This is a genomic window from Microbispora sp. KK1-11 (assembly GCF_006874435.1).
Lineage (GTDB): Bacteria > Actinomycetota > Actinomycetes > Streptosporangiales > Streptosporangiaceae > Microbispora > Microbispora catharanthi.
The window spans coordinates 1-25232 of the sequence record NZ_VIRJ01000055.1 but is presented as its reverse complement, the minus strand read 5'-3'; the positions used below and the strand labels follow the sequence as shown (position 1 = coordinate 25232).

The window sequence follows — 25232 nt, the reverse complement described above, 5'->3', positions numbered from 1 at the left end:
GATACGGGGGACGGTTTACGGAATCCCGTCGGCGTGCTCGGTCAGCCACTTCTCGTTCGTGGCCTTGTCGTCGGCGGTGTAGAGAATCGGGTCCACCGGGATGACGAACGAGTCGTTCTTGGCGCCGCTCGACGCCTTGCGGGCGGCCTCGTACGCGAGCTTGCCCACGGTCTGCGCGGGGACGTCGATCTCCGCCTTGAGGATGCTGCCGTCGACCAGGGCCTTGGCGATGTCGACGGTCATGTCGCTGCCGAAGACGACGGTCTTGCCGACGCGGGAGCGCGTGGTGACGGCCTTGACGCCGGCCAGGGTGCCGCCGCCCGCCACGGCGTAGAACGCGTCGAGCTCGGGGTTGGCGGTGATGATGTTCTCGGCGACCGGGGTGGCCTTGTCGACGACCGCGCCCTCCTGGTCGGCGACGTACTGGGCGCCCGGCACCGACTCGGCCAGGCCGTCCTTGAAGCCGCGCTTGCGCTCCTTGCAGACCTCCACGAAGTCGCAGTTCAGAATCGCGATCTTCGGCTTGTCGATCTTCTGGGAGGTGAAGTACTCGCCGGCCTGCTCACCCAGCTTCTTGCCGAAGACGTACGGGTCGGACAGGACGTAGCCCCACACGTACTTCTTGGCGTCCGCGTCGTTGATGCAGGTGTTGTAACAGACGACCGGGATGCCGGCCTTGCTCGCCGCCGCGATCGCCGGGGTGGACGCCGTGGCGGAGACGGCCGAGGTGATGATCGCGTCCACGTTGGAGGCGACCAGGGTCGACATGAACGAGGACTCCTTGGCCGCGTCGCCCTGCGCGTTGTTGCCCAGCAGCTTGAGCTGCGAGTCCTGGGCCGCGGCGGTCTCGATGCCCTTCTTCACGCCGGCGTAGAAGCCCTGCGAGTCCAGGTAGATCACCCCGACGCGCAGCTGCTCCTTCGCGCCCGAGGCGCCGCCGGACCCGGCGGACTGACCGCAGGCGGCGAGCACGGCGCCGACGGCCAGCAGGGCGATGCACCGCATCACCGTGAGTCGAACTGATGCCACGAATGGCCTCCCATGAGTCTGTCTTCGGTTGGCGACGCCACCGGGTAGGGCGCGCTGCGCCACGTCAGATGATGCGGCGGGCGTAACGCGCCTGTCAATAAATTGTCATAAAAAAACACTTATCGTAGAGTGGCGGCGTGAACCTCCCCGGACCTTCCACGGAGGCCGGATGCTGCGCGGTCGTGACCGGCGCCGCCTCCGGCATCGGCGCGGCCACCGCCAGGCGTCTCGGCGCGACGGGCACGCCCGTCCTGCTGTGCGACATCTCCCCGGCGGGGGAGGACGTCGCCGCGGCTGTCGTCGAGGCGGGCGGCACGGCAAGATTCGTGCGCATGGACGTCAGCGACGAGAGCGCATGGGGGGAACTCCGCCGCGTCGCCCACCGGGAGTACGGCCCGGTGCGGCACCTCGTCAGCAACGCCTACGTCGTGGACGTGAGACCCGTGCACGACCTGGGCGCGGCATCGTGGAACCGGCAGCTGGAAGTGAACCTCACCGCCTCCTACCTGGCCTTTCGCACGCTACACGAGGATCTGAAGGCGACGTCGGGGGCGGTCGTCCTCGTCTCGTCCGTGCACGCCCTCGTCGGCCTGCCCGGCCACCCGGCGTACGCGGCGACGAAGGCGGCGCTGGTGGGTCTCGGCCGCCAGCTCGCCGTGGACTACGGCCCCGGGGTGCGCGTCAACACCGTGCTGCCCGGGCCGATCATGTCCCCGGCGTGGGACCGCGTGGCGGAGGAGGACCGGCGCCTGAGCGTGGAGGCCACGATCGCCAAGCGGTTCGGCGACCCCGCCGAGGTCGCCGCGGCGATCGCCTTCCTGCTGTCGGACGAGGCGTCCTACATCACCGCCACCACCCTCGTCGTCGACGGCGGCTGGAGCGCGACGAAGAACTCCTCCTGAGAGGGATGACCGCAGAGCATGAGCACCTACAAAGGGCGTGGCATCCACGGCCAGGTCGTCGAGACCATCGGCCGCCGCCTCGTCACCGGGCAGTTCGCCGAGAACGGGCGCATCGACCTGGTCGAGCTGGAGGCCGAGCTGCAGGTGTCCCGCACCGTGGTGCGCGAAGCGCTGAAGGTGCTGGCCGGCAAGGGCCTGGTCGACTCGCGGCAGAAGCGGGGCACCGTGGTGCGCCCCCGCAGCGAGTGGAACCTGCTCGATCCCGACGTGATCAGCTGGGAGTTCGAGAACCGGGGCAGCGAGATGCTCGGGCAGCTCGCCGAGGTGCGGCAGATGTTCGAACCGGCCGCCGCCGCGCTGGCCGCCGGCCGGCGCACCGACGCCGACCTCGCCGAACTCGAGGCGGCCCTGGAGGACATGACCGCGGCCAGGACCCCGGCCGAGGCGGCCTCCGCCGACCTGCGGTTCCACCGCGCCGTCTTGGCCGCGACCGGCAACGAGCTCCTGGTCCGCATGGAGGTCGTCATCGAGTCCGTGCTCGCGGAACGGGACCGCATCGTCCACGACGTCGTCACCGCCGACGACCCGGTGCCGAGCCACCGGGCCCTGCTCGACGCCATCAGGGCCGGGGACGGCGAGGCCGCCAGAACCTGCGCGCTCGCGCTCCTCGACAAGTCCATGGCCGACGTCGACCGCGCGGCCCGCCTCCAGGGAGACCGGTGAAGATCACGCGCATCGAAACGTTCCTGGTCCCGCCCCGGTGGTTGTTCTGCCGGGTGGAGACCGACGAGGGACACGTCGGCTGGGGCGAGCCGGTCGTCGAGGGACGGGCCCACTCGGTCAGGGCGGCGGTCGCCGAGATCGCCGAGCTGCTCGTCGGCGCCGACCCGCTGCGCATCGAGGACCACTGGCAGGTCATGACCAAGGGCGGCTTCTACCGCGGCGGGCCCGTGCTCGCCAGCGCCGTGGCCGGCCTCGACCAGGCCCTGTGGGACATCGCCGGCAAGGCGCGCGGCGTCCCCGTCCACGAACTGCTCGGCGGTCCCGTACGCGACCACGTCCGCGCGTACGCCTGGATCGGCGGCGACGAACCGGGCGAGATCGAGGAGGAGGCCCGGCGCCAGGTGGAGGCGGGCTTCACCGCGGTGAAGATGAACGCCAGCGGCCGCATGTCTCCCATCGCGGGCCCGGGCGAGATCGACGAGGTCATCGCCCGCGTCGCGGCGGTCCGCGAGGTGCTCGGCCCGGGCCGGGACGTCGCGGTCGACTTCCACGGCCGGGTGTCCTACCCGAACGCCCGGCGGCTGCTGCCGCTGCTCGAACCGCTCACGCCCCTGTTCGTCGAGGAACCGGTCGTGCCTGAGTCGATGCCCCAGGTGCGCAGCCTCGTGGAGGCGTCCAACATCCCCATCGCCCTGGGCGAGCGGCTCTACTCCCGCTGGGACTTCCTGCCGGCGTTCCAGGCGGGCGTCGCCGTGGCGCAGCCGGACCTGTCCCACGCCGGCGGCATCTCGGAGGTCCGCCGCATCGCCGCCCAGGCCGAGGTGTTCGGCGCTCTGCTCGCCCCGCACTGCCCGCTGGGACCGATCTCCCTGGCCTCCAGCCTCCAGGTGGCGTTCGCGACCCCCAACTTCCTGATCCAGGAACAGAGCATCGGCATCCACTACAACGACGGCAACGAACTGCTGGACTACCTGGTCGATCCATCCGTCTTCGCCTTCACCGACGGCCGGATCTCCCGGCCGGCCGGGCCGGGTCTGGGCATCGTGGTCGACGAGGCCGCGGTGCGTGAGGCCGACAAGCAGGGCCACACCTGGCGCTCTCCGATCTGGCGTTACCCCGACCGCTCCTTCGCAGAATGGTGACCGGCGTGCAACCACACGATCTGCTCGACCTCCTCGGAGCCCGGAGGCTCCTGGCCATCGTCCGCGGCGACGACCCGGCGGCGGCGCTGCGCAGCATCGACGTCCTCGCCGAGGAGGGCGTGACCCTGATGGAGGTCTCGCTCAGCGGCGCCGACGCGCTGTCGGTCATCCGGAAGGCGGCCTCCACCCTGGGTGCGGGCGTGCACCTCGGCGCCGGGACCGTGCTGACCGCGCGGGACGCCGTCGCGGCCAGGGACGCAGGCGCGACGTTCGTCGTCACGCCCGGCCTGGGCGAAGGAGTGGACGAGGCGCTGCGCCTCGGACTGCCCGTGCTCGCCGGGGCGCTGACCCCCACCGAGGTCATCTCCGCGACCGCGCGGGGCGCCGCCGCCGTCAAGCTCTTCCCCGCCTCCGCCGGAGGGGTCTCCTACCTGCGCGCGCTGCGCGACCCGTTCCCGGCCGTGCCGTTCGTGCCGGTCGGCGGCGTCGGCCTCGACAGCGTCCGCGACTATCTGGAGGCCGGGGCCGTCGCGGTCGGCCTCGGCTCGCCACTGCTCGGCGACGCCCCGCGCGGCGGCGACCTGGACGACCTGCGCCGCCGGGTCAGGACGGCGCTCGACCTGGTGGGCGCTCCATGAGGGCGGACGTCCTGACGATCGGCGAGGCGATGGTCACGGTCCGCTGCGCAGGACCGCTGCGCCTCGGCGGCGACTCGCGGGTGTCCACCGCCGGTGCGGAGGCCAACGTCGCCATCGCCCTGTCCCGCCTCGGGCACACGGCCCGCTGGACCGGCGCCCTCGGGAACGACGAGCCCGGCGAGCTGGTCCTGCGCACGCTGCGGGCCGAGGGCGTCCTGACCGACCACGTCGTGCGGCGTACGGACGCCCCGACCGGCCTGCTGCTGCGGGACGTGGCCGCCGGGGCCCGGGCCCGGGTGCACTACTACCGCAGGGACTCGGCCGCCTCGACGCTGTCGTGGGACGAAGTGCGCCCCGCCGTCGAGGCGGGTCAGGCGGGCCTGCACCTCACCGGCATCACGCCGGCGCTGGGGCCCGCGCCGCTGGAGGCCGTCGTCGCCGCCGCCGGGCAGGCGCACCGGGCCGGCGCCTGGGTGAGTCTCGATGTCAACCACCGTTCCCTGCTGTGGTCCCGGGAGGAGGCCGCGCGGGCGCTGCGCCCGCTGCTGCCGTACGTCACGGTGCTGATCGCGTCCGACGACGAGCTGGACCTCGTGGCGGACGGCGACGGCGAACGCGACCGCGTGGCGGCCCTGCTGGACGCCGGTGTCGAGGAGGTCGTCGTCAAACGCGGCGCGGCGGGCGCGAGCTACCACGACGCGCGGACCTCGTTCGACGTCCCGGCTCGACGGGTGCCCGTGGTGGACGTCGTCGGCGCGGGCGACGCGTTCACGGCCGGATATCTGTCCGGGCGGCTCGACGGGCTCGACGCGTACGGCCGGCTCGACCGGGCGACCCTGCTGGGCGCCGCCAGCGTGGCCTGCGCCGGGGACTGGGAGGGGCTGCCCACCCGGGCCGAACTGCCCGCACTGGCCCTGCCGGAGGGGGAGACACTGCGGTGACATCGCCGGGGGGGGCAGCCGCCGTCCCGTCCCGCTACCCGGAGTAGACCTCCAGCTCGCCGATCTGAGCGGCGGGCCAGCCGGTGTTGCCGGTCACGGTGATCCGCACGTACCGGGCCGAGGCCGGCGGCACCGTGATCGCCACCGTGTTGCCGGACGCCGGGTCGAACGTGTAGCCACCGGGACCGGCGACCGTGGTGAACGACGACCCGTTCGTGCTCGCCTGCACCGACAACGTCTGCGTACGCCTCTCCCACGCCGCGGACGGCGGCAGCTTCAGCACCACCCGCCCGACCGTCGCGGCGGAACCCAGGTCGACCTGCACCCACTGCGGGAACGCGTTGTTCGGGCTCTCCCAATAGCTGTTCGCATCACCGTCCACCGCGTTGCCGCTGCCGTAGTTCTGCGTGTGCCCGCTCTCCGACGTCGCCTTCCCCCGCGCGAGGTTCGTGCTCTGCGCCGCGTCGGTCGTCACCGACACGCTGTTCGAGGCGGGTGAGACGTTGCCCGCCGCGTCCCGCGCCGCGACCGTGAACGTGTACCCGGTCGCCGGGCTGAGCCCGGTCACCGTGTGCGTGGTGCCCTGGACGGTGGCCGCGACCGTGCTCCCCCTGCGCACCTCGTAGCCGGTCACCCCGGTGTCGTCGCTCGCGGCCGACCACGACAGCGAGACGCTGGTGGCGGTCTTCGCGGTCACCGTGAGGTTGCCCGGCGCGGTGGGGGCCTTCGTGTCGCGGTCCCCCGCCGTGCCGTACACCTCCAGTTCGCCGATCTGGGCGGCGGGCCAGCCGGTGTTGCCGGTCACGGTGATCCGCACGTACCTCGCGGAGGTGGACGGCAGGTTGATCGTCACCGTGTTGCCGGAGGCCGGGTCGAACGTGTAGCCGCCGGGACCGGCGACCGTGGTGAACGACGACCCGTTCGTGCTGGATTGCACCGACAACGTCTGCGTACGGGCCGCCCACGCCGCGGACGGTGGAAGCTTCAGCACCACCCGCCCGACCGTCGCGGCGGCACCCAGGTCGACCTGCACCCACTGCGGGAACGCGTTGTTCGGGCTCTCCCAATAGGAGTTCGCGTCCCCGTCCACCGCGTTGCCGGAGGTGAAGCCCTGCGTGTGCCCGCTCTCCGACGTCGCCTTCCCCCGCGCCAGGTTGGCGTCGCCTCCGCCGCCGACGACGGGCGGCGTCGGGCGTACGGAGGTGAGCGCGATCTGGCCCTTGAGCATCCGGCCGCCGTCGCGGGTGAGCCGCAGGTAGTAGTCCGACGAGCAGACCGTGCCGTCCTCGTCCAGCCCGAGGAGGCCGGAGCCCACCGGGATCATCGAGGCGTTCTCCGCGGTCTTGGCGATCTGGTTGCCCTCGTTGAACTCGTCGAACATCGAGATGTAGATGCCCTGGGCCCCGGCGCGGACCATGTTGTAGAACTGCCGCCACATGAAGTCGCCGTGCGCGCGCTGCCGCGACTTCACGTCCCCCGGCAGCACGCAGGGCTGGTAGTCGATGCCGTGGGCGTCGCAGTACGCCTGGTCGGGGACGTTGAGATTGGCGTAGAACCGGTCGGAGTCGGCCGCGTTGCCGATCCGCCCGACCATCCACGGCGAGAGCATGTTCAGGGCGTTGAAGACGTCGATGAACCCCGGCCGGCAGTCCTCCACACCCGTACGCCAGTAGGTGGGCACGCCGCCCATCACGTAACAGCCCTGGGCCTTGAACCAGTTGACCACGTCGAGGCAGGCGGCCGGGTCGGACGGGTGCTTGTCCTCGTTGAACCCGAAGCCCCAGATGCCCACGACCGGCTTGCCGTTCTGGCGCGCGTACGCCGAGGAGGCCGTCAGGGCCGACATCTTGGTCGTCCAGTCGGCCTTGATCTCCGGGTGGAAGTTCGTCCAGCCGGACACGTCGTACATGACGTAGAACTTGCGGCCGTTCGCCTCGGCGGCGCTGCGCACCTTGGCGGCCATCGCGTCGCGTGTGGCACCCTCGCCGCCGTTCGGGTTGAAGCGCTGCAGAGCGGCCGTGTCGATCTCGTTGTCCCGCATCCAGCGGAAGTGGGTGTCCACGGTCTGCTGGTCGTAGGAGGAGAACAGCGTCGCGGGCTGCCCGTTGCCGAGGTTTCCGTACGCGGTCGGGTAGGCGTGGGTGAACTCCCGCATGTCGGGCCAGGCCACGATGGCGGTGTTGCCGGGGGAGGGCGCCTGGGACCAGTTCTGGCTCCAATGCCACCAGCCGTTGATGGGGGCTCCGTCGCCGGGGCAGGCGAACCAGCCCTGGTAGCCCACGGTGATCTTGCCCACCACGTCGCCCGGGCCGCTCGCCGCGCTCGCGGCGGCGGTCAGCGCGGACACCAGCTGACTGGACGACACCGCGGCCAAAGCGGACCCGGAGACCACGGACGTGATGAACGTACGGCGAGAGAACGGCACGTGCACTCCTCATGCTGGGCAGCGTTCGCTGGCCGCGCCGTCCTTCCGGAAGCACCGGGGACGCCAGGAGGCACGGGGCGGCCCGGGCCGTTTCCGTCCGGCGGACCGCTTGCCGTAATGGTTACCGCGTCCGACTTCTTCGTGCAATAGGCCAATATCTTGCGGCGATTTACGCTGGGACTCGCGGGAATTTTGCGTGCGGTTGCGCTCGGCCCCAGCCCTGGCCTGCGGAAAACCGCAAGTGGGAACGGAAACGCGCATCATTCCGGGCGCCGGGCGGCCGAACCGCGTCCCCTCGGCAGCCCGGCCGGCCACCGCGCGCGTGCGGATGCGACCGGTCACGACCCCCGTGACCGGCACCCGCGCCCGCACCTGGCCGGGTGAGATCCGCTTCCGCGGCGACGGCGAACTCGTCGCCGTCACCCGGACCTACGTCATCTGACGAGCCGGAACATCGCGGCCAGTTCCGCGGCCAGGTCGGCGACGCTTGAGTAGCCGTCGACGGGCAGCACCGGCAGCCCGAGCTCCCCGGCCTGGCGTCGCACCTCCTCGTCCCAGAGCCGGTCGCGGGCCAGTCGCTTGGCCAGGGCGTCGGCGTGGTCGCCGCCTCCCCAGTTGGCGCGCGCCCGGGCGGGATCGGCGAACCGGGCGCCGAGCGCACGGGCCCGGAATTCGGGCGCCGGCAGGAGGAAGACGGCATGGCCCGGCCGGGTGAGCAGCGGCGCGACCTCCCTCGGCAGCGTACGGAAGTCGTCGACGAGGACGGGACGGTCGGCGGGCAGGGCGAGCAGGTCGTCGAGGACGAAGCCGAACGTCTCGCCGTGCAGGCTGGGCATGGCGTGGAAGATCTCCTCGGCGGTGCGGCTCGCCCATCTGTCCTCCCGGGGTGTACGCAGCAACGCCCACAGGTAGGGCTGTCGCTGCGGGTCGCACCTGTGGACGTAGCCGAGCTCGGCTCGGTCGCCGTCGTAGACGAGCACGTCGTGCCGTTCGGCCAGGGCCCGGGTGACGGTGCTCTTGCCGGCTCCGGCGCCGCCGGCTATCCAGCGGACATGCGCGAGCCTGCGGCGGAGATCGGCGGTGGAAGGCCGGCTTGTCATGCCCGGCAGTCTCACAAACGCGAGCGGAGCCGGTCCAGGGCCGCGGCGGCCGTCAGCACGTGGGCCGGTAGTCCACCGTGGGGAAGTAGGCGGCCCACTCCGCCCGGGTGAGGTCGCGGCCGATCTCCTCGCAGAGCCTCCCCGCGAGCGGGCCGGGGCGCAGCTCCCAGCGGATGATCCTGCCGTCCTCCCCGCCCGAGATCAGGTCTCCGCCCGCGGTGAAGGCCAGGCCCCTGATCGGAGCGGTGTGCCCGGTCAGCGTGGCCGCCGGCCTTCTGGTCCCGAGGTCCCAGACCATGATCGTGCGGTCGTCTCCCGCGGACGCGAGCGAACGCCCGTCCCGGCTGAAGGCGAGAGCCTGGACCGGGGCGGTGTGGGCGGTCAGCGTGGCGTACGACGCCCAGGTCCGGGTGTCCCAGAGCTTCACCGTGCGGTCGGCGCCCGCCGTGGCGATCGACCTGCCGTCCGGGCTGAAGGCGACGTCGAGCACGGAGCCCTGCCCGGTCCTGAGGGCGCGCACCTCCCTGTCGCGAGCGAGGTCCCAGACGACCAGGTCGCCGGCGGGGCCGGTGGTGGCGAGCAGCGGATCGCGGGGGCTGAACGCCAGCGCCGAGACGAGATATCCGCCCGCGAACGGCACCTCGACCGGCTTTCCCGGATCGCGTATGTCCCAGCGGAACCGGCCGAGCGCGGTGGCGACGAGAAAGCGCCCGTGCGGATCGAAACCGACGTCGGTGGACGCGCCGAGCCCCCGGTACGCCGCCGTGCCGAGCCTGCGTCCGCTGCCGACGTCCCAGAGGGTGAGCGTGTGGCTGCGGGTGACGGTCGCGAGCAGGCGGCCGTCCGGGCTGAAGGCGACGGCCCTGACGTGATCGGGATGGTCGCCGAACGTGGCGATCGTGTTCCCGGCGACGTCCCACAGCCGGACGGTCCTGTCGCTGCTCGCCGAGGCCACGAGCCGGCCGTCCGGGCTGATCTCGATGTCGTTCACGGCCTGGTTGTGTCCGCTGAACGGAGGAACGGCGCGCTCGCGGACCACGATGGTCCGGCCCAGCCCGGCCGAGGCGAGCATCGAGCCGTCGGCGCTCAGGGCGAGGGACAGCGTCTCGGTGCGGCTTCTGTCCTGGTAGGTCTCGACGGGCTGCCGTCGCGCCACGTCCCAGATCGTGATCAGGCCGTCCTCGTCGGCGACGGCGATCCGGCCGGCGACCGGAGCGGACATGTCCCAGGTGTACGGCGACCGCTTGGGCAGCCCCGGCAGTCGGGTCACACGGTCGTGGGCGATCCGCCAGAACCGCACACCGTAGTGCGACGATCCCGTGGCGAGGATCCCGCCGGCGGGGTCGAAGCCGAGCCTGTGGACGTTCACGGCGTCGAGCGCCGCGACCTTCGCCCCGGAGGCGGCGTCCCACACGAGGGGGTTCTCGGTTCCGCCGGTGGTCGACACCAGGAACGCCTGGTCGGGGCTGAAGGCGAGAGCCACGACCTCCTCTCTGTGCCCCTTCAGGGTGCGCATGCTCCCGTCGCGCAGGTCCCACAGCTCGACCGCGCCCTTGCCCACTCCGATGGCGATCCTCGTCCTGTCGGGGCTCAGCGCCATCGCGTCGGTGATCCGCTCCCGCTGCCGCTGGAACACGGGCCGGCGGGAGGCCAGGTCCCACACGACGACCACGCCCCTGCTCGATTCGAGCGCGGCGTCCCTGACCACGGAGGCGAGCAGCCTGCCGTCGCGGCTGAACGCCGCCGCCCTGGCGTGGATCTCCCCCGGTCCCGTGCGGGGCAGCGGCCCGGGGAAGGCGGCGACGCGGGTGCGGGTGCGCAGGTCCCAGAGGCCGACGGCTCCGTCGGTGCCGGCCGCGGCCAGCCGCGACCCGTCCGGGCTGAACGCCAGCCCGAAGACCGCGGGCCCTTCCACGTTGAGCTCGACGCGGCGTCGCGCCGCGGCCGACACGCTCAGCAGGGCGCCCCGCGTCTCGGGCTCCGGGTCGAGCCGGTACGCCGCGATCGCCAGCAGGCCGGCGAGATCGGGATCGGTGGCGAGGAGCGATCGGGCCTGCAGGGACTGCTGCCGCGACAGGGCGACCAGCTGCTGGTGGCCGGCCTCAGTGCCCTGCCGCACGGCGACGCCGCCACCGAGCAGGGCGAGCAGGAAGAGCGCGGCCATCCCGGCCAGCAGGCGTTGCAGCAGCCGGGTGCGGCGCCGCGCCGCAATGCGCTCGCTGTCCTCCAGCGCGCGGCTGGCCCGCAGGAAGGCGCTTTCGACGTCGTTCAGCTCCTGCGGGTGGTCCTCCGCCCAGGTCCCGGCCACCAGAAGCTGGGCGCCCCGATACAGGGCGCCCGGGTCGCGGCCCAGCTCCCGCCACGTCTGCGCGGCGTCGGTGAGCCGCCGGTGGACGAGCAGGTTCTCGCGGTCGTCGGTGAGCCAGCGGTGGAGCCGCGGCCAGGCCCTGATCAGCGCCTCGTGCGCCACGTCGACCGTGTCCTCCGCGAGGACGACGAGCCGCGCGGCGGCGAGCCGGTCGAGCACGCGGGCGGTGACGCCGGGGTCGGCCACGCCGACGAGTTCCGTACGGGAGATGGGCCGCCTGGTGTCCTCCGTGCCGTCGCCCAGCGCGGTCAGCCGCAGGAAGATCCTTCGGGCGGCCCGCCGCTCCGCCGGGGCGAACTCGCCGAAGACCCGTTCCGCGCTCTGCGCGATGGCCCCGCGTACGCCGCCGGCCGCCTGATAGGCCGGCAGCGTGAGCCTCTGGCCGGTCGCGTCCCGCCAGGTCTCCAGCAGCGCGTGCGAGACCAGCGGCAGGCTGCCCGGCTCCTCGGCGGCGTCGGCCAGCACCGTGGCCAGCAGGTCGGGGTCCACGGTGAGCCCCGCCCGGGCGGCGGGCCGTACGACGATCTCCTGGAGGTCCGGCGACGACACCGGCCCGACGAGCATCTGAGCCTCGCCGCCGAGCGCTTCGACCAGGGCGGGGTGCTGGGTCAGGTGGGCGAGGAAGTCGGCGCGGACGCCGAGCACGAGGACGACGCGGCGGCCCGCATCCAGCGCGACGCCGAGGAGGGCCTCGACGAACCGGCGGCGCTCCGCGTCGTCGGCGCACAGCGTGAAGATCTCCTCGAACTGGTCCACCACCAGCAGCAGGCGGGTCTCCGGCGCGTCGCCGAGCGCGAGGGCCAGTGCGGCGGCCAGTCTGGCGGCCGGTGTGGCGGCCGGTGTTTTCGCGTCGCGAACCAGGTCGTCGCGCAGCGTCACCGGGTCGCCGCCCGACGCCTTAGCCACCACGTCGGCCAGCGCGTCCAGCGGGTGTTCCCCCGGCGTCATGAGCAGGCCCCGCAACGGCGGCGCCGCGCCGTTCCCACCGGAGACACCGTTCCCGCCTGAGACACCGTCGCCGCCTGAGGCCGCACCCTCCTCGCGGGAGACGGCTCCCAGCAGGCCGGCGCGCAGCAGGGACGACTTGCCGCTCCCCGACGCGCCGAACACGCCGACCACGGGAAGCCGGTCGACGAGGTCGCGCAGCCGGTCGACCAGGTGGGAACGGCCGAAGAACCAGTCCGCGTCCTCCGGCTGGAACGCCGTCAGACCTCGATAGGGGCAGTCGTCGGTCTTCCGCCGCTCCGCCTCCGGGGGCGGGGCCAGGGCCGGGAGGAGGTCCTCGTCGCCCCGGAGCATGGCCTCGTGCAGACGCTGGAGCACGGGGCCCGGCTCGATGCCGAGCTGGGCGTTCAGGAGGTCTCGGGCCCCGCGGAAGACCTCCAGTGCCTCGGCCTGGCGCCCGGACCGATACAGGGCGAGCATGAGATGCCCGTGCAGGCTCTCCCGGTACGGATGCTCCTTGATGAGGTCGGCGAGTTCGGCGGCCACCTCGACGTGCCGGCCCAGAGCGAGCTCGGCCTCCGCCAGCCGCTCGTGCACCATGAGCCGCGACTTCTCCAGCCGCAGGGCTTCGTCGGCGACGAGCGCGCAGTCGGCGAACTCCGCGAACGCCGGCCCCCGCCAGAGGTTCAGCGCCGCGCGGAGCCGGTCACGGGCGGGTTCGAGGTCTCCCCGGTCCAGGGCCGCGCTTCCCTGGGCCGCGAGGCTGCGGAACCGCGCCGCGTCGAGCGCGTCGGGAATGATCGCGTAGCCGCCCGGCCGTCCGGGCAGGACGTGGGCGCCGTACGCCCGCCGCAACCGGTGGACGTAGAGGTGGATGTTGCGCCGCGCGGACGCGGGCGGCCGGTCGCCCCAGACGGCGGCGATCAGCCAGTCGACGGAAACAGGCTGGCCCGCCTTCGACAGCAGCGCGGCCAGGGTGAGCCGGAGTTTCGGCGCTCCGCCGACAGGGATCAGGTGACCATCGCGGGAAACGCTGAGCGGCCCCAGGACGTGAAATTCCACTCACATTCCGCCTCTGTCGGGACACCGGAGTGAAGAATCCAGGATCTTCGCCCTGTTTGTCAATGATCCAGTCAGGGCGGTGAATCCCTGGCGGAGCCAGGACGATTCACGGACGGAAATCGGCATCTATCAGGGCCTATACGCCCTGTATACCGGTCCGTCCGATGCTCGACCCGATCCCCGCCCCTGTGCGGGGCGAACTCTCCTGGTTCGTTTTGTGGAGGCACCATGCGCAGATCGAGGATCGTCGCCGTCCTGCTGGCCGGCATCGCGGCCGCGGCAGTCACCCTGACGGGGACCTCCGTGCACGCGGCGAGCGTGGCGGACGACCCGTCCCTGCTCCACCGGCAGGCCCGCTCGGACGCGGAGCTGCGTCAGCAGGTGGAGCTTCAGCTGAAGGTCGCCCCGGGAGGCGTCCAGACGAGCCGCAACGAAATCTCCTACGACAACGGCAGGTTCGTGGTGACCTACGCCCTCCCCGGTCAGGCCGCCCTGGCGGCCGGGGTCGCCGACTGCCCGTCCAGCTGGTACTGCTTCTACGACGGGAAGGACTTCGGATACCCCCGAGGAAAGCTCCACGACTGCGGCTGGCAGGACCTCGCCACCTGGGGGTGGAACGACCGCACGACCTCGGTGCACAACAACACCGACTGGCAGGTGGCCTTCATCGAGCACGATGACCTGGGCAACCCGGCGTACGGCCATCAGTTCGACTACTCGCTCTGGAGCTCGAGCCCGCATGCGGGCTGGAGCTACGTGGGGAACGTGAACAACAACCGGGCGGACCACGTGGAACTGTTCTGCTGACGACGCCCCGACCCGGGCGGGCTCCTTCCGGTCCCGCCCGGACGCGTGTCCTCCAGTCCGGGGCCTGGAGGACACGGGCGATACCGACAATAAAAATTGTCTTGACAGTTGAACTCGTCGGCTGCGAGTCTGGGTCACGCAAGCGCGAGACCGAGGAGATCCAGATGCGCAAGATCGTCGCCAGCTTCTTCACGTCCCTCGACGGCGTCGTCGAGTCGCCCGACCAGTGGCACTTCCCCTACTTCAGCGAGGAGATGGGCGCGGCCGTCGGCGCGCTGATGTCCGAGTCCGACGCGATGATGATGGGCCGGGTCATGTACGAGAGCTGGGCGGCCTACTGGCCGGGCAAGAGCGACGCGGACGACCCCTTCGCCGGCTTCATCAACAGCGTCCGCAAGTACGTCGTCTCCTCGACCCTCGACACGGTCGAATGGCAGAACTCCACCCTCGTCGGCGGCGACTTCGTCGAGGAGATCACCAAGCTCAAGCGGCAGCCGGGCAAGACGATCGGCATCAGCGGCAGCACGAACCTCGTCCGCTCGCTGATGCGGCACAACCTGCTCGACGAGCTCCGGCTGCTGGTCCACCCCATCGTGGTGGGCAAGGGCCAGCGCCTGTTCGAGGAGGGCCTGGAGATCCCGATGACGCTCGCGTCCTCGGAGACCTTCCCGACCGGTGTGCTGTCCCTCGCCTACCGGCCCGCCGCGTAGGCGGACGTACGGCCGGAGCGTCGGTAGTATCCGGCCACGTGACCGAAGCGCAGCCCGTGATCCGGCAGGTCTCCTCCCGAGTCGTCTACAGCAACCCGTGGATGACGGTCCGAGAGGACGCGATCGAGCACCCTGACGGCTCTCCCGGCCTGTACGGATACGTGGTCAGGCCCGACTTCGTGCTGATCGTGCCGGAAGAGGACGACGGTTTCCACCTCGTGGAGGAGTATCGATACCCGATCGGCCGCCGCTCGTGGAGTTTCCCGCAGGGGTCGGCCGAGGCGGACACCCGCGAGGACGAGGCCCGGCGCGAGCTGGTGGAGGAGACCGGGCTCCGGGCCGGCCTGCTGCGCTATCTCGGGCGTATGGACAACGCCCACGGGATGACCGACCAGGGGCTGCACGTCTACGTGGCCACCGGCCTCACCAAGGGCGAAGCCCACCGCGAGCACACCGAGCAGGACATGCGCCAGCGGTGGGTGCACCGCACCGAGTTCGAGCAGATGATCCTCGACGGCACCGTCAGCGACTCGTCGTCCATCGCCGCCTACCTGCTCTGGCGGCTCCGCCGAGCGTGACCGCGGAGCCGTTCGCGGCCGGTGTCGTTTCCGTACAAGACGGGGCGAGGGCTTCCGCCTAGCCTTTCATTCGCAGCCAGTCCTACGACATGAGGAGCGAAGCAAGTGGCCAGGATCGTCGCGAACTTCTTCATCTCGCTCGACGGCGTCGTCGAGTCGCCCGACCAGTGGCACTTCCCCTACTGGAGCGACGAGATGGGCGCCGTCGTCCAGGCGGGCATGCAGAACTCGGCCGGCATGCTGATGGGCCGCACGCTGTACGAGGAGTGGTCCGCCTACTGGACGACGACCGACCAGGACCCGGAGATCGCCGCGGCCTTCAACAGCGCCCCCAAGTACGTCGTGTCGAGCACTCTGGAGAAGGCGGACTGGAACAACACCACCGTCGTCAACGGCGACGTCGCGGCCAGGCTGCGCGAGCTCAAGGAGCAGATCGAGGGCGGCGACCTCCAGATGTCCGGCAGCGCGACGACCGTGCGGTGGCTGCTCGCCAACGGGCTGCTCGACGAGCTGAACCTGCTCGTCCACCCGATCGTCGTCGGCCGCGGGCAGCGGCTGTTCGAGGACACCCCGACGCACAAGCTGAAGCTGGTGAAGTCCGAGACGTTCAAGACCGGCGTGCTCAACCTGAGCTATGTCCCGGACGCCGGCTGACGGCGCGCGTCAGAGGTAGTAGCCCTCGACGGGCACGCGCGCCTCGTCGAAGAGCGCCGGCCCCTCCTGCCGGAAGGACGACGGAGCGGCCGGCGGCTTGAGCCCGCCGAGCTGATCGGTGGAGAGCGCGAAGACGACGCGGCCGAGTCCGGAGCGCTCGATGGCACCCGCGCACATGCCGCACGGCTGGCAGCTCGTGTACATGGTGACGCCGGCCGCGGCGGCCGGGCCGAGCTCGCGGGCGGCCCAGCGCGCGAGCTTCAGCTCGGGATGAGCGGTGATGTCGGCCTCCGTGAGCGAGGTGTTGCGCTCCTCGGCGAGCACGTCGCCGTCCGGGCCCACCAGCAGCGAGCCGAACGGCGGGTTGCCGCCCGCTCGTGCCTCGGCGGCCAGCTCGATCGCCCTGCGGAGGAACTTCTCGTCGTCGGGGGTCATGAATGCTCCTTTGTGTACGCGGCGGCCACCGTCTCGAGCATGTGCCACGCCGTCTCCGGATGGTTCGTCTCCTCGGGGTCCCCGCAGAAGGGGTCGAGGAGGACTGTCTCGGCGCCAAGGGCGCGCAGCCGTTCCAGGTCGTCCATGACCTGGTCGAGGGTGCCCTCGCCGGCCCGGCGTCCCTCGCCCGTCACCGGGGCGCCGGTGAGCCGCAGCAGGATGCGCGGGGCGAGCACGGGTGCGGGACGCCCCAGGCTCTCCGCGACGGCGGTCAGCCGGTCCACCCGCTCACCCAGCCACGGGAGGGTGAAGCGCAGGGGATGCCACGCGTCGCCGAGGAGCACCGCCCTGCGGAGAGCGGCGTCGCTGCCGCCGCCGACCCAGATCGGAATGTGCCCGGCCCGGTAGTCCTCCTCGTCCTGCCAGGCCAGGCGCATCGCCCGCAGGTGCTCGTCGGTCAGCGCGCCGCGCCGCTCGTACGGCACGCCCAGCGCCTCGAACTCCTGCCGGGCCCAGCCCACGCCCACGCCGAGAACCAGCCGTCCCCCGCTCAGCTCCTGGAGGTTGGCCGCCATACGGGCGGTCAGCAGCGGGTGCCGGTAGGGCAGGATCAGCACGGTGGTGCCCAGCCTGATCCTGGTGGTGATCCCGGCGAGCCAGGACAGCGTGGTGAAGGGCTCGTAGAACGGGGCGGGATACTGCTCGGCCACGTCGGGGGTCACCACGACGTGATCGGAGACCATGAGCAGGTCGAACCCGAGCCCCTCCACCGTCTCGGCCCAGCCGCGCAGCACGCCGGGGCGAGTGCCCGGCCCGAAGTTCGGGACGTTGACGCCTAGTTTCACGGGACCAGAGTATTCAGGCGATCAGGCCGTCGGGAAGAAAGAAATCCCTGCTTACAGGCTGTTCGGCCGTGGATTCCCCGGTATATTCGGCCGATGGCCGAGAGTCTTGACACGACGGACTGGTCCATCCTGGCCGAGCTGCAGCGCGACGGCCGCCTGCCGCTCGCCGAGCTGGCCCGGCGGGTCAGCCTCAGCGCCTCCGCGACCACAGAACGGGTGCGGCGTCTGGAGGCGGTCGGCGTCATCAGCGGCTACCGCGCCGTCGTCGACCTGGGAAAGGTCGGATACGCCGTGCTCGCCGTGGTGGGGCTGAAGTACCCGGGCAGCCGGCACGAGCCGCTGCACCGGCTGCTCGGCGAGCGTACGGAGATCCTGGAGTGCCTGCGCACCACCGGCGACGACTGCTACACGCTCAAGGTCGCCGCGACCTCCATGGCCCACCTGGAGAAGGTGATGGACGAGCTCGCGCGGTTCGGCAGCACCACCACCAACATCGTCTACAGCGAGACGCTCCCCTACCGGGGGCCGCATGCCCCCGTGCCTCCGAACGGGTAGACGAGGTCCCGGGTCACGACCGTCGGCGCTCAGGACGAGACCGCGACGGGACGGCCGAAGGTCAGCCGGTCGTCGAGACGGTCCACCACGAAGGCGGCCAGATCGGCGCGGGAGGTCCGGTTGCCGACGCGCCCGGTCGCGCCGATCGAGACGCGCGGACGGCCCACCCCCGGCTGCCAGGGCGTGTTCGACGACGAGGCGGCCGGTGCGGCCGGTGGCGCCGACGACGGCGAGACGGGCCATGGGGGTCCTCCGGTCCATTGGGCTTCGGCGGGGGCTTCGGTGGGGATCAGGCGGCGCGCCTGGCGGCGGGCTTGGTGGCGGGCTGGGCCTTGAAGGAGATGGCCTCCATCAGGGCCTTGTGCTTGGTGTTCTGGAAGGCCGCGACCTTCCAGTCGCCGTCCGCCTGACGGACCAGCGTGTAGGTCTGGATCTTGCCGAGCTTGCCGGGCTTCCCCTTGTGGACGTCGCCGCGGGTGACGACCAGGGCGGTGTCCGGGCCGGTGAAGCGGATGCCGACGATCTCGCCGGCGAGCCGGGTGCCCTTGAGAAAGCTCTCGAACAGGGCCTGGTGGGCGCTGCCGATCTCCGTGCCGCCGACGTAGAGGGTGCCGACGTAGGTGATGTAGGTGGCCTCGGCGGTGAACTCCGCGCCGTAGGCGGCGCCGTCCCCGGCGTTCCAGGCGGCGGTGAGACGGTCCAGAACCGCGGTGACGGCGGCGACGTCGACGGCGCGGGCGGTGGAGGCGTTCATGGCTTACACCCTCTCGTGATAGCTTCTTTGAAGCATTTACTTCTTTGAAGATTTCTCTTCTCTGAGGAAGAGATTAGGGAAGGGGTCGGCACGTGTCAACACTCGACAACCCGGGAGCGGTGTACCGGCGCTACCTCAGCGCCGTGATGCTGCACGGTCACGCCGCCGCCAAGGCCGTCGGCCTGGGCGCGACCGACCTGTACGCGCTGAACATCCTGGGGCTGGGCGGCGCGATGACCCCCGGCGAGCTCGGCCGGCGCACCGGCCTGACCACCGGGCCCACGACCAGGCTGATCGACCGTCTGGAGCAGGCGGGCTACGTGCGCCGGGCGCCCGACCCGGACGACCGCCGCAAGGTCATCGTCGAACTCGTCGCCGGCCCCGGCGGCCTCGACGAGGCCCTGGCTCCGGCCCGCCAGAAGATCGGCGCCGTCGTCCAGGGCTACGCGCCCGACCAGCAGGCCGTCCTCTTCGACTACTTCGCCCGCGCCGCCGACGCGTACGTGGAAGCCACCGCGGAGCTCCACGACAAGCGGACCGATTGACGGACCTCGACCAGCCGGGACGCGCCGGACCGGGTCACGCCTCCTGCGTCAGTTCGGCCGATCTCGCGACGGCGGCGCAGCGGTCCTCGCCGGGAGCCGCCCCGGTGGCGGCGTGCTCCAGCAGTGCCAGGAGGACACGCCGGTCCTCGGGCGGGAGGGTGGAGAGCAGTTCGTCCTCGGCCTGCGCGACCCGCGCGTCCACTTCGGCGAGGACCCGCCGGCCGTGGCCCGTCGGCACGATGCGCCGCGCCCGGCGGTCGGCCGGGTCCTGCCTGCGCTCCAGAAGACCGCACCCCTCGAACTTGTCGAGCAGATAGGTCATGACCGTGCGGTCGATGCCGAGGCGGGCGGCGAGCGCGGCCTGCGTGGGCGGGGCGTCGTGCACGACCGCGGAGAGCACCTGGTAGCCGCGCACGCCGTGCGGCAGGTCGCGTGAAGCGTCCTCGACGCGCACGCTCCACTCCCGCAGCAACACGGTGAGGGACCACCCGAGCACGGAACCCTGCGATGAACCCTGCGACGGCGTCGGGGAGTCGGCTGGTTCGGAGGCGGTCACGTCGTCCACTCTAGCCCGGAATACGATGACTTCTCGATAAGTTGTGTGGCATATCGTCTGCTCAACAGATTAATTCGCGAGAGGCCCGACATGACGGACTACGGCCACGAACTGGCCTTCGGCACGTTCCTCACCCCGCAGAACCAGGACCCGCAGGGGCCGGTCCGCCTCGCCCAGATCTCCGAGGCCGCCGGGCTGGATCTCGTGACGTTCCAGGACCACCCCTACCAGCCGGGGTTCCTGGACACGTGGACGTTGCTGTCCTGGGTGGCCGCGCGCACCGAGCGGATCACGGTCTCGGGCAACGTGCTGAACCTGCCGCTGCGCCCGCCGGCCGTGCTGGCCCGGGCCGCGGCGTCGCTCGACCTGCTCTCCGGCGGCCGGTTCGCGCTCGGCATCGGTGCGGGCGGCTTCTGGGACGCGATCGAGTCGATGGGCGGCACCCGCCTGACGCCGGCCGAGTCCGTGACCGCGCTGGAGGAGGCCATCGAGATCATCCGCGGCATCTGGGACGTACGCGAGCGCCGCATCCTGCGCGTCGACGGCGAACACCACCGCGTCGCGGGCGCCAAGCGCGGCCCGGCCCCCGCGCACGACATCCCGATCTGGCTCGGCGCCTACAAGCCGCGGATGCTGCGCCTGGTGGCGCGCGAGGCCGACGGCTGGCTGCCCTCGCTCGCCTACCTCAAGGACGGCGACCTGCGGCGCGGCAACACGGTCATCGACGAGGCCGCCGAGGAGGCCGGGCGCGACCCGGCGCAGGTGCGCCGCCTGCTGAACATCAGCGGCGCGGTCACCGAGGGCCGGCAGGGCTTCCTGCAGGGACCGGTCGAGCAGTGGGTGGAGGAGCTGACCGCTCTGGCGCTGGAGGACGGCATCGGCACGTTCATCCTGGGTTCGGACGACCCGCGGCTCATCCAGGTGTACGGCGAGGAGATCGCCCCCGCCGTACGGGACGCGGTGGCGCGCGAGCGGACGACCACCGGCACCGTCCCCGCGACCGCCCGCCGCGGAGCCGCCGCGATCGCGCTGCGCCGCGACGGCATCGACTACGACGAGGTCCCGGCGAGCCTCGCGGCCGACGCCGTCGAGCCCGGCGACCGCGCTTACGAGTCCGTGCGGCACAACTACCTGCGCGCCGGGTCCCCCGGCCTGGTGCTGCGCCCCCGGACGGTCGGCCAGGTCGTCGAGGGGCTCGCGTACGCCCGGTCGCAGGACGTCCCGCTCGGCGTACGCTCCGGCGGGCACGGGATCAGCGGCCGTTCCACGAACGACGGCGGCATCGTGCTCGACCTCGGCGCGCTCGACGCCGTCCAGGTCGTGGATCCGGCCACACGCAGGGTGCGGCTGGGCGCGGGCGCGACCTGGGGCGAGGTCGCCGAGGCCCTGGTGCCGTACGGATGGGCGATCAGCTCGGGCGACTTCGGCGGCGTGGGCGTGGGCGGCCTCGCCACGACGGGCGGCGTCGGCCTGCTCGGGCGCGCATTCGGCCTCACGATCGACCACGTCGTCGCCGCGGAGGTCGTGACGGCCGACGGGCGGGTGCTGCACGCCTCGCGGGAGGAGAACCCCGACCTGTTCTGGGGCCTGCGCGGTGCCGGGGGCAACCTCGGTGTGGTCACCTGGGTCGAGATCGAGGCGATGGAGCTCGGCGACGTCGTCTTCTCCCAGATGACCCTGGACGCCCGCGACACGGCCGGGCTCCTCGAGCGCTGGGGCGCCGCGGTGGAGAAGGCCCCGCGTGAGCTGACGAGCTTCCTCATCCTCTCCCCGCCGCGCCGCGGCCAGGACGCGCTCGCCCAGCTCATGACCGTGTACGCCGGCGCGGACACCGAGGCCGCGGTGAGCGAGCTCGAACGGCTCGCCGAGGCCGGTCCGCTGCTGGGACACCAGGGCTACGTGCTGCCCTATTCGGGCGTGGTGCAGCCGGCCGAAAGGCACCACACCGGCGGCGGGAGCCCCGCCGTACGCTCCGGCCTGGTCACCCACCTCGACGGGGACGTGAGCCGCGCCTTCGAGCGGATGGCGCACACCGGGCTGTCCTACTTCCTGCAGATACGCGCCACCGGTGGGGCCGCGCACGACCTGGCTCCCGACGCGACCGCGTATCCGCACCGGCACCAGAACTTCCTGCTCACCGCCATGGGCGCCGCGCAGCCGGCCCTCAATGCCGCGTGGGACGCCGAGGTCGCGCCGTACACCGACGGCCTCTACCTGTCCTTCGACACCGACACCCGGCCGGAACGGCTGCTCGACGCGTTCGGCGAGGCCAACCTCGCCCGGCTGCGGCAGGTCAAACGCGCCTACGACCCGGACAACGTGTTCCGCGCGAACTTCCCCATCCAACCGGCGGACGACTGAGCTTCAGGCCCGTTGGAACCGAGCCCCCCAGTCGTGGATCTGGTCGAGCAGTTCGGGCGGCTCGATGACGCGGAATTCGGCGCCGAGCGTGCCCAGCCACATGGTCGGCCAATCCAGGGAGTGGGTGGTCGTCCGGATCCGGCAATGCCCGGCGTCGACCTCCTCGATCGTGCAATATCGGGCGATCCGCTCGCGCACCGTGGGGGCGGGAGCGTCGACGAGCACCTCCACCCGGTACGGACGAGGCAGGTTGTCCAGTCCGGCACGGACGAACTCGGCGGCGTCGGCGGCGGGCAGGTCCCGGGGGCGGAACCGGTGGCCCGTGCCCTCCGGCGCGGTCAGCCGGTCGGCCCGGAAGCTTCGCCAGTCGTGCCGGGTGAGGTCGTACGCGACCAGATACCAGCGGCGGCTGAGACAGACCAGCCGATGCGGTTCGACATGCCGGTCGGTCTGCCGGCCGTCGGCCCCCCGATACACGAAGCGGAGCTGTTCACGGTCCCGGCAGGCGAGCGCGACCGTGGTGAGCACATCCGGATCGACGCCCGCCCCGGCGGGGCCGCCCCACTCGGCGGGTACGGTCATGGTGCGCAGGGCCTCGACCCGGTGCCGCAGCCGGGCCGGCATCACCTGCGCCACCTTGGCCAGCGCCCGCACCGACGACTCGGCGATGCCCTCCACCGCCCCCTGAGCGGCGGTCTGCAGTCCCACGGCCAGTGCGACCGCTTCCTCGTCGTCGATGACCAGCGGCGGCAGTGCGGCGCCCGCGGCGAGCTGGTAGCCGCCGTCGACGCCGCGCTGCGCCTCCACCGGATAACCCAGCTCACGCAGCCGGTCGATGTCCCGGCGCAGGGTGCGTACGGAGACTCCCAACCGCTCGGCCAGTTCGGTGCCCTGCCAATACCGATGGGTCTGGAGCAAGGAGAGCAGCCGCAGCGTCCGCGTGCTGGTGTTCGCCATGTCTGCGATTGTCTCGTCGATTCAGGCCGGAAAGTGTCCGCTATGACTCCTAGCGTGGTTCCTGACCGACGAGCGGAACGACGAAGGCGGAGACTGTGACCATCAACGAGCCGATCACTCGCGACCTCGCCCACGCGCCGGCCATCAGCGGCGAGCGCGCCGACCTGCTGGCGGCGCTGGCCCAGAGCCGGCACTTCCTGCGCCTCACCACCCGCGACCTCACCGACGAGCAGGCCGGGCAGCGGACCACGTCCAGCGAGCTGTGCCTGGGCGGCCTGATCAAACACGTCACGCTGGTCGAGCGGAAGTGGGCCGACTTCATCCTGAACGGCCCGTCGTCGATGGGCGACGCCACAAGCATGACCGAGGCCGACCGGGCCGCGTGGGCCGACCAGTTCCGGATGCTGCCCGGCGACACACTCGCCGGTGTGCTGGCCGACTACGCCGAGGTGGCCCGCCGTACGGACGAACTGGTGGCCACCCTGCCCGACCTCGACGTGACCCTGCCGCTGCCGAAGGCCCCGTGGTTCGAGGCCGGCGCGCGGTGGTCGGCCCGCCGGGTGCTGATGCACATCGTCGCCGAGACCGCGCAGCACGCCGGGCACGCCGACATCATCCGCGAGTCCCTGGACGGCGCCAAGAGCATGGGCTGACCCGCGTCTCGCCGGAAGCCTTGCGGGGAGGATCGCCAGCGCCGAACCCAGGGCTGATCCGGACCGCGAGCGAAGGCCGGTCTGTCCTGGATCAGATCGTCAAGCCCGGCATGCAGGCCGATGAACGCGGCGAACTGCGCCGGTGGCTTGAGACCGTCGCCGACGCCCGGGTGGAGCGCTACTGGCAGCTGATAGCCGTGCTCAACGGCCGTGAGCCCGCTCCGTCGGCCATGCCCGCATTCACCTGGCTGATCGCCGCCATCCGCGCCCACGGCTGACCGCCCCGCCCAGTGGTCAGGGCGGGGGCCAGCAGGGGACGGCCCCTACAGCGGAGTGAGCGGCTCGGCCTGGTAGGCCCGGTGCAGCACCTGCACGAAGGACGACGCCTCAGGCAAGGACACGGAGCCGATCCGGCGCACCGGCACTCCCGGGGTCCATGAGTTCATGACCACGGCCCCCGCCAGAGCCGGCAGGTCCGCGAGCGTGACCTCCTGGACGCGTTGGGGCACACCGAGGCGATCCAGTTGCCTGCGGACGATACCCATCGTGGTGCCGTTCAGCATCTCGGCCTCGGGCCACACCACCGCGGCGCCGTCCCAGAAGGCCAGATTCCAGATCGACCCTTCGCTGAGCCGGCCCCGGCGGTCGACGAAGGCGGCGTCGTCGAAGCCCTGCCGAACGGCCTGACGGGGAAAATATGTCTTGGCTATCTCGCCGACATGCTTCACGGCCGGGAGGACCCGTTCGTACTCGACCACTGCCAGCGTGAGCGGTCCCTGCAGAGCGGACGCGGCCGGTCCGGTACGCACCAGCAACTCTGGCTCAGAAGAAGCCCCTGTCACCGTGGACTCGGCCGCCGGGGGATACACGGTGGCCGTGAGCGAAAGGTCGGCTGGACCGGCCTCTACCGCCGCCCGCAGGCAGGCCCGCACGCGATCGTCGGGCAATGCCCGGCCGAACAGTTCCAGGGAGGCGGATCGCAGCCGTTCCAGATGGAGGTCGAGGCCCCGGACCCGGCCGCCACGCACCTGCATGGCAGTGAAGTGGGCATAGGCCCCGAAGGCGAGCGGCGCCAACTCCTCGGCGCTCGCCGGCCGGCCATTACGGTGCGCAACATAAGAGGACATACATCGCTCCCGCGGTGCGAATAGGTTGGGCTGCGGACAACCTCCCGAGGTGTCCGGCCATGGAGCGACGTTAGCGCCTCTCATCAATCGAGGCCCAGGCCGGCAAACCGGTCCCTGGCCTGGGCGTCAACGTGAACGGGTGCGCCTGGCCGGCCGTGCTACCCGACGGCGCGCAGGCGCACGGGGAGCTCCTGTCGACAGTGGAGCGATGGGAAAAGGGCCGCACAAAACGCGCACATCCGGTCCGGCTCGCCACATTGGCCGGATACGGAATGGCGACGCGGTTCAGGCGTGGTTGCGTCCACGGGAGTGGTGTAAGAGTTTCCGCTGGTAGAGGCGTGGCGTCGTGAAATGAGGACGGCCATCGCGTGATCCTTCGTGATTGCGAAGTCAAGATCGAAGGAGAAGAAAGCGATGGCC

Annotated in this window: 26 protein-coding genes; 15 read left to right on the top strand and 11 right to left on the bottom strand. The window is 71.6% G+C overall.

What is annotated here, in order from left to right:
- Positions 1 to 15: 15 nt before the first annotated feature.
- Positions 16 to 1029, bottom strand: a complete 1014-nt coding sequence (locus tag FLW16_RS41545) for a substrate-binding domain-containing protein (protein ID WP_221891562.1) — start codon at positions 1027 to 1029, stop codon at positions 16 to 18.
- A gap of 137 nt (positions 1030 to 1166) precedes the next feature.
- Here FLW16_RS41545 and FLW16_RS41540 point away from each other — a divergent pair, with 137 nt between their 5' ends.
- Genes FLW16_RS41540 through FLW16_RS41520 form a run of 5 tightly spaced genes read left to right on the top strand, consistent with a single transcriptional unit; the run spans position 1167 to position 5375 of the window.
- Positions 1167 to 1931 (top strand): SDR family NAD(P)-dependent oxidoreductase, encoded by a 765-nt coding sequence (locus tag FLW16_RS41540; RefSeq protein WP_142566485.1) that lies wholly within the window; start codon positions 1167 to 1169, stop codon positions 1929 to 1931.
- An 18-nt stretch (positions 1932 to 1949) separates the two neighbouring features.
- Entirely contained in the window at positions 1950 to 2654 is a 705-nt protein-coding gene (locus FLW16_RS41535; protein ID WP_142566484.1) for a FadR/GntR family transcriptional regulator, read from the top strand.
- Positions 2651 to 3796, top strand: a complete 1146-nt coding sequence (gene dgoD / locus FLW16_RS41530; RefSeq protein ID WP_142566483.1) for a galactonate dehydratase — start codon at positions 2651 to 2653, stop codon at positions 3794 to 3796. Before FLW16_RS41535 ends, dgoD begins: the two co-directional genes overlap by 4 nt.
- Before the next feature lie 5 nt (positions 3797 to 3801).
- Positions 3802 to 4434: a bifunctional 4-hydroxy-2-oxoglutarate aldolase/2-dehydro-3-deoxy-phosphogluconate aldolase gene (locus tag FLW16_RS41525; protein WP_221891561.1), complete on the top strand. Its 633-nt coding sequence runs from the start codon at positions 3802 to 3804 to the stop codon at positions 4432 to 4434.
- A complete protein-coding gene (locus FLW16_RS41520; protein WP_142566481.1) occupies positions 4431 to 5375 on the top strand; it encodes a sugar kinase in 945 nt (314 codons plus the stop codon). The genes FLW16_RS41525 and FLW16_RS41520 overlap by 4 nt, the downstream gene beginning before the upstream one ends.
- Positions 5376 to 5409: 34 nt before the next feature.
- On the opposite strand, the gene FLW16_RS41515 is transcribed toward FLW16_RS41520, so the two are convergent.
- Positions 5410 to 7800, bottom strand: a complete 2391-nt coding sequence (locus FLW16_RS41515; protein WP_142566480.1) for a discoidin domain-containing protein — start codon at positions 7798 to 7800, stop codon at positions 5410 to 5412.
- 241 nt (positions 7801 to 8041) lie between these two features.
- On the opposite strand from FLW16_RS41515, the gene FLW16_RS41510 reads away from it, so the two are divergent.
- The gene (locus FLW16_RS41510) at positions 8042 to 8242 is read left to right on the top strand and encodes a hypothetical protein (protein ID WP_142566479.1); all 201 of its coding nucleotides are present in this window, start codon (positions 8042 to 8044) and stop codon (positions 8240 to 8242) included.
- Here FLW16_RS41510 and FLW16_RS41505 read toward each other — a convergent pair.
- Both FLW16_RS41505 and FLW16_RS41500 read right to left on the bottom strand, forming a co-directional pair.
- A complete protein-coding gene (locus tag FLW16_RS41505) occupies positions 8235 to 8900 on the bottom strand; it encodes a hypothetical protein (protein ID WP_142566478.1) in 666 nt (221 codons plus the stop codon). The two genes, FLW16_RS41510 and FLW16_RS41505, sit on opposite strands and share 8 nt — an antisense overlap.
- A 52-nt stretch (positions 8901 to 8952) precedes the next feature.
- Positions 8953 to 13275: a BTAD domain-containing putative transcriptional regulator gene (locus tag FLW16_RS41500; RefSeq protein WP_142566477.1), complete on the bottom strand. Its 4323-nt coding sequence runs from the start codon at positions 13273 to 13275 to the stop codon at positions 8953 to 8955.
- 228 nt (positions 13276 to 13503) lie between these two features.
- Between FLW16_RS41500 and FLW16_RS41495 the strand changes: the two genes are divergently transcribed.
- From FLW16_RS41495 to FLW16_RS41480, 4 genes are all read left to right on the top strand, one after another.
- On the top strand, positions 13504 to 14082 hold the full coding sequence (locus tag FLW16_RS41495) for a peptidase inhibitor family I36 protein (protein ID WP_142566476.1): 579 nt from the start codon (positions 13504 to 13506) through the stop codon (positions 14080 to 14082).
- Positions 14083 to 14246: 164 nt separating this feature from the next.
- Positions 14247 to 14792, top strand: a complete 546-nt coding sequence (locus FLW16_RS41490) for a dihydrofolate reductase family protein (protein WP_142566475.1) — start codon at positions 14247 to 14249, stop codon at positions 14790 to 14792.
- A gap of 38 nt (positions 14793 to 14830) precedes the next feature.
- A complete protein-coding gene (locus tag FLW16_RS41485; protein WP_260616171.1) occupies positions 14831 to 15370 on the top strand; it encodes an NUDIX hydrolase in 540 nt (179 codons plus the stop codon).
- Between the two features lie 105 nt (positions 15371 to 15475).
- Positions 15476 to 16024 (top strand): dihydrofolate reductase family protein, encoded by a 549-nt coding sequence (locus tag FLW16_RS41480; protein ID WP_142566474.1) that lies wholly within the window; start codon positions 15476 to 15478, stop codon positions 16022 to 16024.
- 9 nt (positions 16025 to 16033) lie between these two features.
- Here FLW16_RS41480 and FLW16_RS41475 read toward each other — a convergent pair whose 3' ends face one another.
- Complete coding sequence (locus FLW16_RS41475; protein ID WP_142566473.1) at positions 16034 to 16459, bottom strand: nucleoside deaminase; 426 nt, start codon at positions 16457 to 16459, stop codon at positions 16034 to 16036.
- Entirely contained in the window at positions 16456 to 17304 is an 849-nt protein-coding gene (locus tag FLW16_RS41470) for a TIGR03619 family F420-dependent LLM class oxidoreductase (protein WP_142566472.1), read from the bottom strand. Before FLW16_RS41470 ends, FLW16_RS41475 begins: the two co-directional genes overlap by 4 nt.
- A 93-nt stretch (positions 17305 to 17397) precedes the next feature.
- On the opposite strand from FLW16_RS41470, the gene FLW16_RS41465 reads away from it, so the two are divergent.
- The gene (locus FLW16_RS41465) at positions 17398 to 17859 is read left to right on the top strand and encodes an Lrp/AsnC family transcriptional regulator (RefSeq protein ID WP_142566471.1); all 462 of its coding nucleotides are present in this window, start codon (positions 17398 to 17400) and stop codon (positions 17857 to 17859) included.
- 29 nt (positions 17860 to 17888) lie between these two features.
- On the opposite strand, the gene FLW16_RS44285 is transcribed toward FLW16_RS41465, so the two are convergent.
- Both FLW16_RS44285 and FLW16_RS41460 read right to left on the bottom strand, forming a co-directional pair.
- Positions 17889 to 18026 carry a hypothetical protein gene (locus FLW16_RS44285; protein ID WP_185949832.1) on the bottom strand — a complete coding sequence of 46 codons (138 nt, stop codon included), beginning with the start codon at positions 18024 to 18026 and terminating at the stop codon, positions 17889 to 17891.
- A 122-nt stretch (positions 18027 to 18148) separates the two neighbouring features.
- Entirely contained in the window at positions 18149 to 18613 is a 465-nt protein-coding gene (locus tag FLW16_RS41460) for an SgcJ/EcaC family oxidoreductase (RefSeq protein ID WP_142566470.1), read from the bottom strand.
- Positions 18614 to 18705: 92 nt separating this feature from the next.
- Here FLW16_RS41460 and FLW16_RS41455 point away from each other — a divergent pair, with 92 nt between their 5' ends.
- Positions 18706 to 19158, top strand: a complete 453-nt coding sequence (locus FLW16_RS41455) for a MarR family winged helix-turn-helix transcriptional regulator (protein ID WP_260616170.1) — start codon at positions 18706 to 18708, stop codon at positions 19156 to 19158.
- Positions 19159 to 19192: 34 nt separating this feature from the next.
- Here the strand turns inward: FLW16_RS41455 and FLW16_RS41450 are convergent, their stop codons facing one another.
- On the bottom strand, positions 19193 to 19714 hold the full coding sequence (locus FLW16_RS41450) for a MarR family winged helix-turn-helix transcriptional regulator (RefSeq protein ID WP_142566469.1): 522 nt from the start codon (positions 19712 to 19714) through the stop codon (positions 19193 to 19195).
- Positions 19715 to 19804: 90 nt separating this feature from the next.
- Between FLW16_RS41450 and FLW16_RS41445 the strand changes: the two genes are divergently transcribed.
- Positions 19805 to 22075: an LLM class flavin-dependent oxidoreductase gene (locus FLW16_RS41445; RefSeq protein ID WP_142566468.1), complete on the top strand. Its 2271-nt coding sequence runs from the start codon at positions 19805 to 19807 to the stop codon at positions 22073 to 22075.
- A 3-nt stretch (positions 22076 to 22078) separates the two neighbouring features.
- Here FLW16_RS41445 and FLW16_RS41440 read toward each other — a convergent pair whose 3' ends face one another.
- Positions 22079 to 23032, bottom strand: a complete 954-nt coding sequence (locus tag FLW16_RS41440; RefSeq protein WP_142566467.1) for a YafY family protein — start codon at positions 23030 to 23032, stop codon at positions 22079 to 22081.
- A 95-nt stretch (positions 23033 to 23127) separates the two neighbouring features.
- Here FLW16_RS41440 and FLW16_RS41435 point away from each other — a divergent pair, with 95 nt between their 5' ends.
- Both FLW16_RS41435 and FLW16_RS44280 read left to right on the top strand, forming a co-directional pair.
- Complete coding sequence (locus FLW16_RS41435) at positions 23128 to 23685, top strand: DinB family protein (protein WP_142566466.1); 558 nt, start codon at positions 23128 to 23130, stop codon at positions 23683 to 23685.
- Between the two features lie 110 nt (positions 23686 to 23795).
- Positions 23796 to 23963, top strand: a complete 168-nt coding sequence (locus FLW16_RS44280; RefSeq protein WP_185949831.1) for a hypothetical protein — start codon at positions 23796 to 23798, stop codon at positions 23961 to 23963.
- A gap of 45 nt (positions 23964 to 24008) precedes the next feature.
- Here FLW16_RS44280 and FLW16_RS41430 read toward each other — a convergent pair whose 3' ends face one another.
- Complete coding sequence (locus FLW16_RS41430) at positions 24009 to 24812, bottom strand: aminotransferase class IV family protein (RefSeq protein ID WP_142566465.1); 804 nt, start codon at positions 24810 to 24812, stop codon at positions 24009 to 24011.
- Positions 24813 to 25232 lie beyond the last annotated feature (420 nt).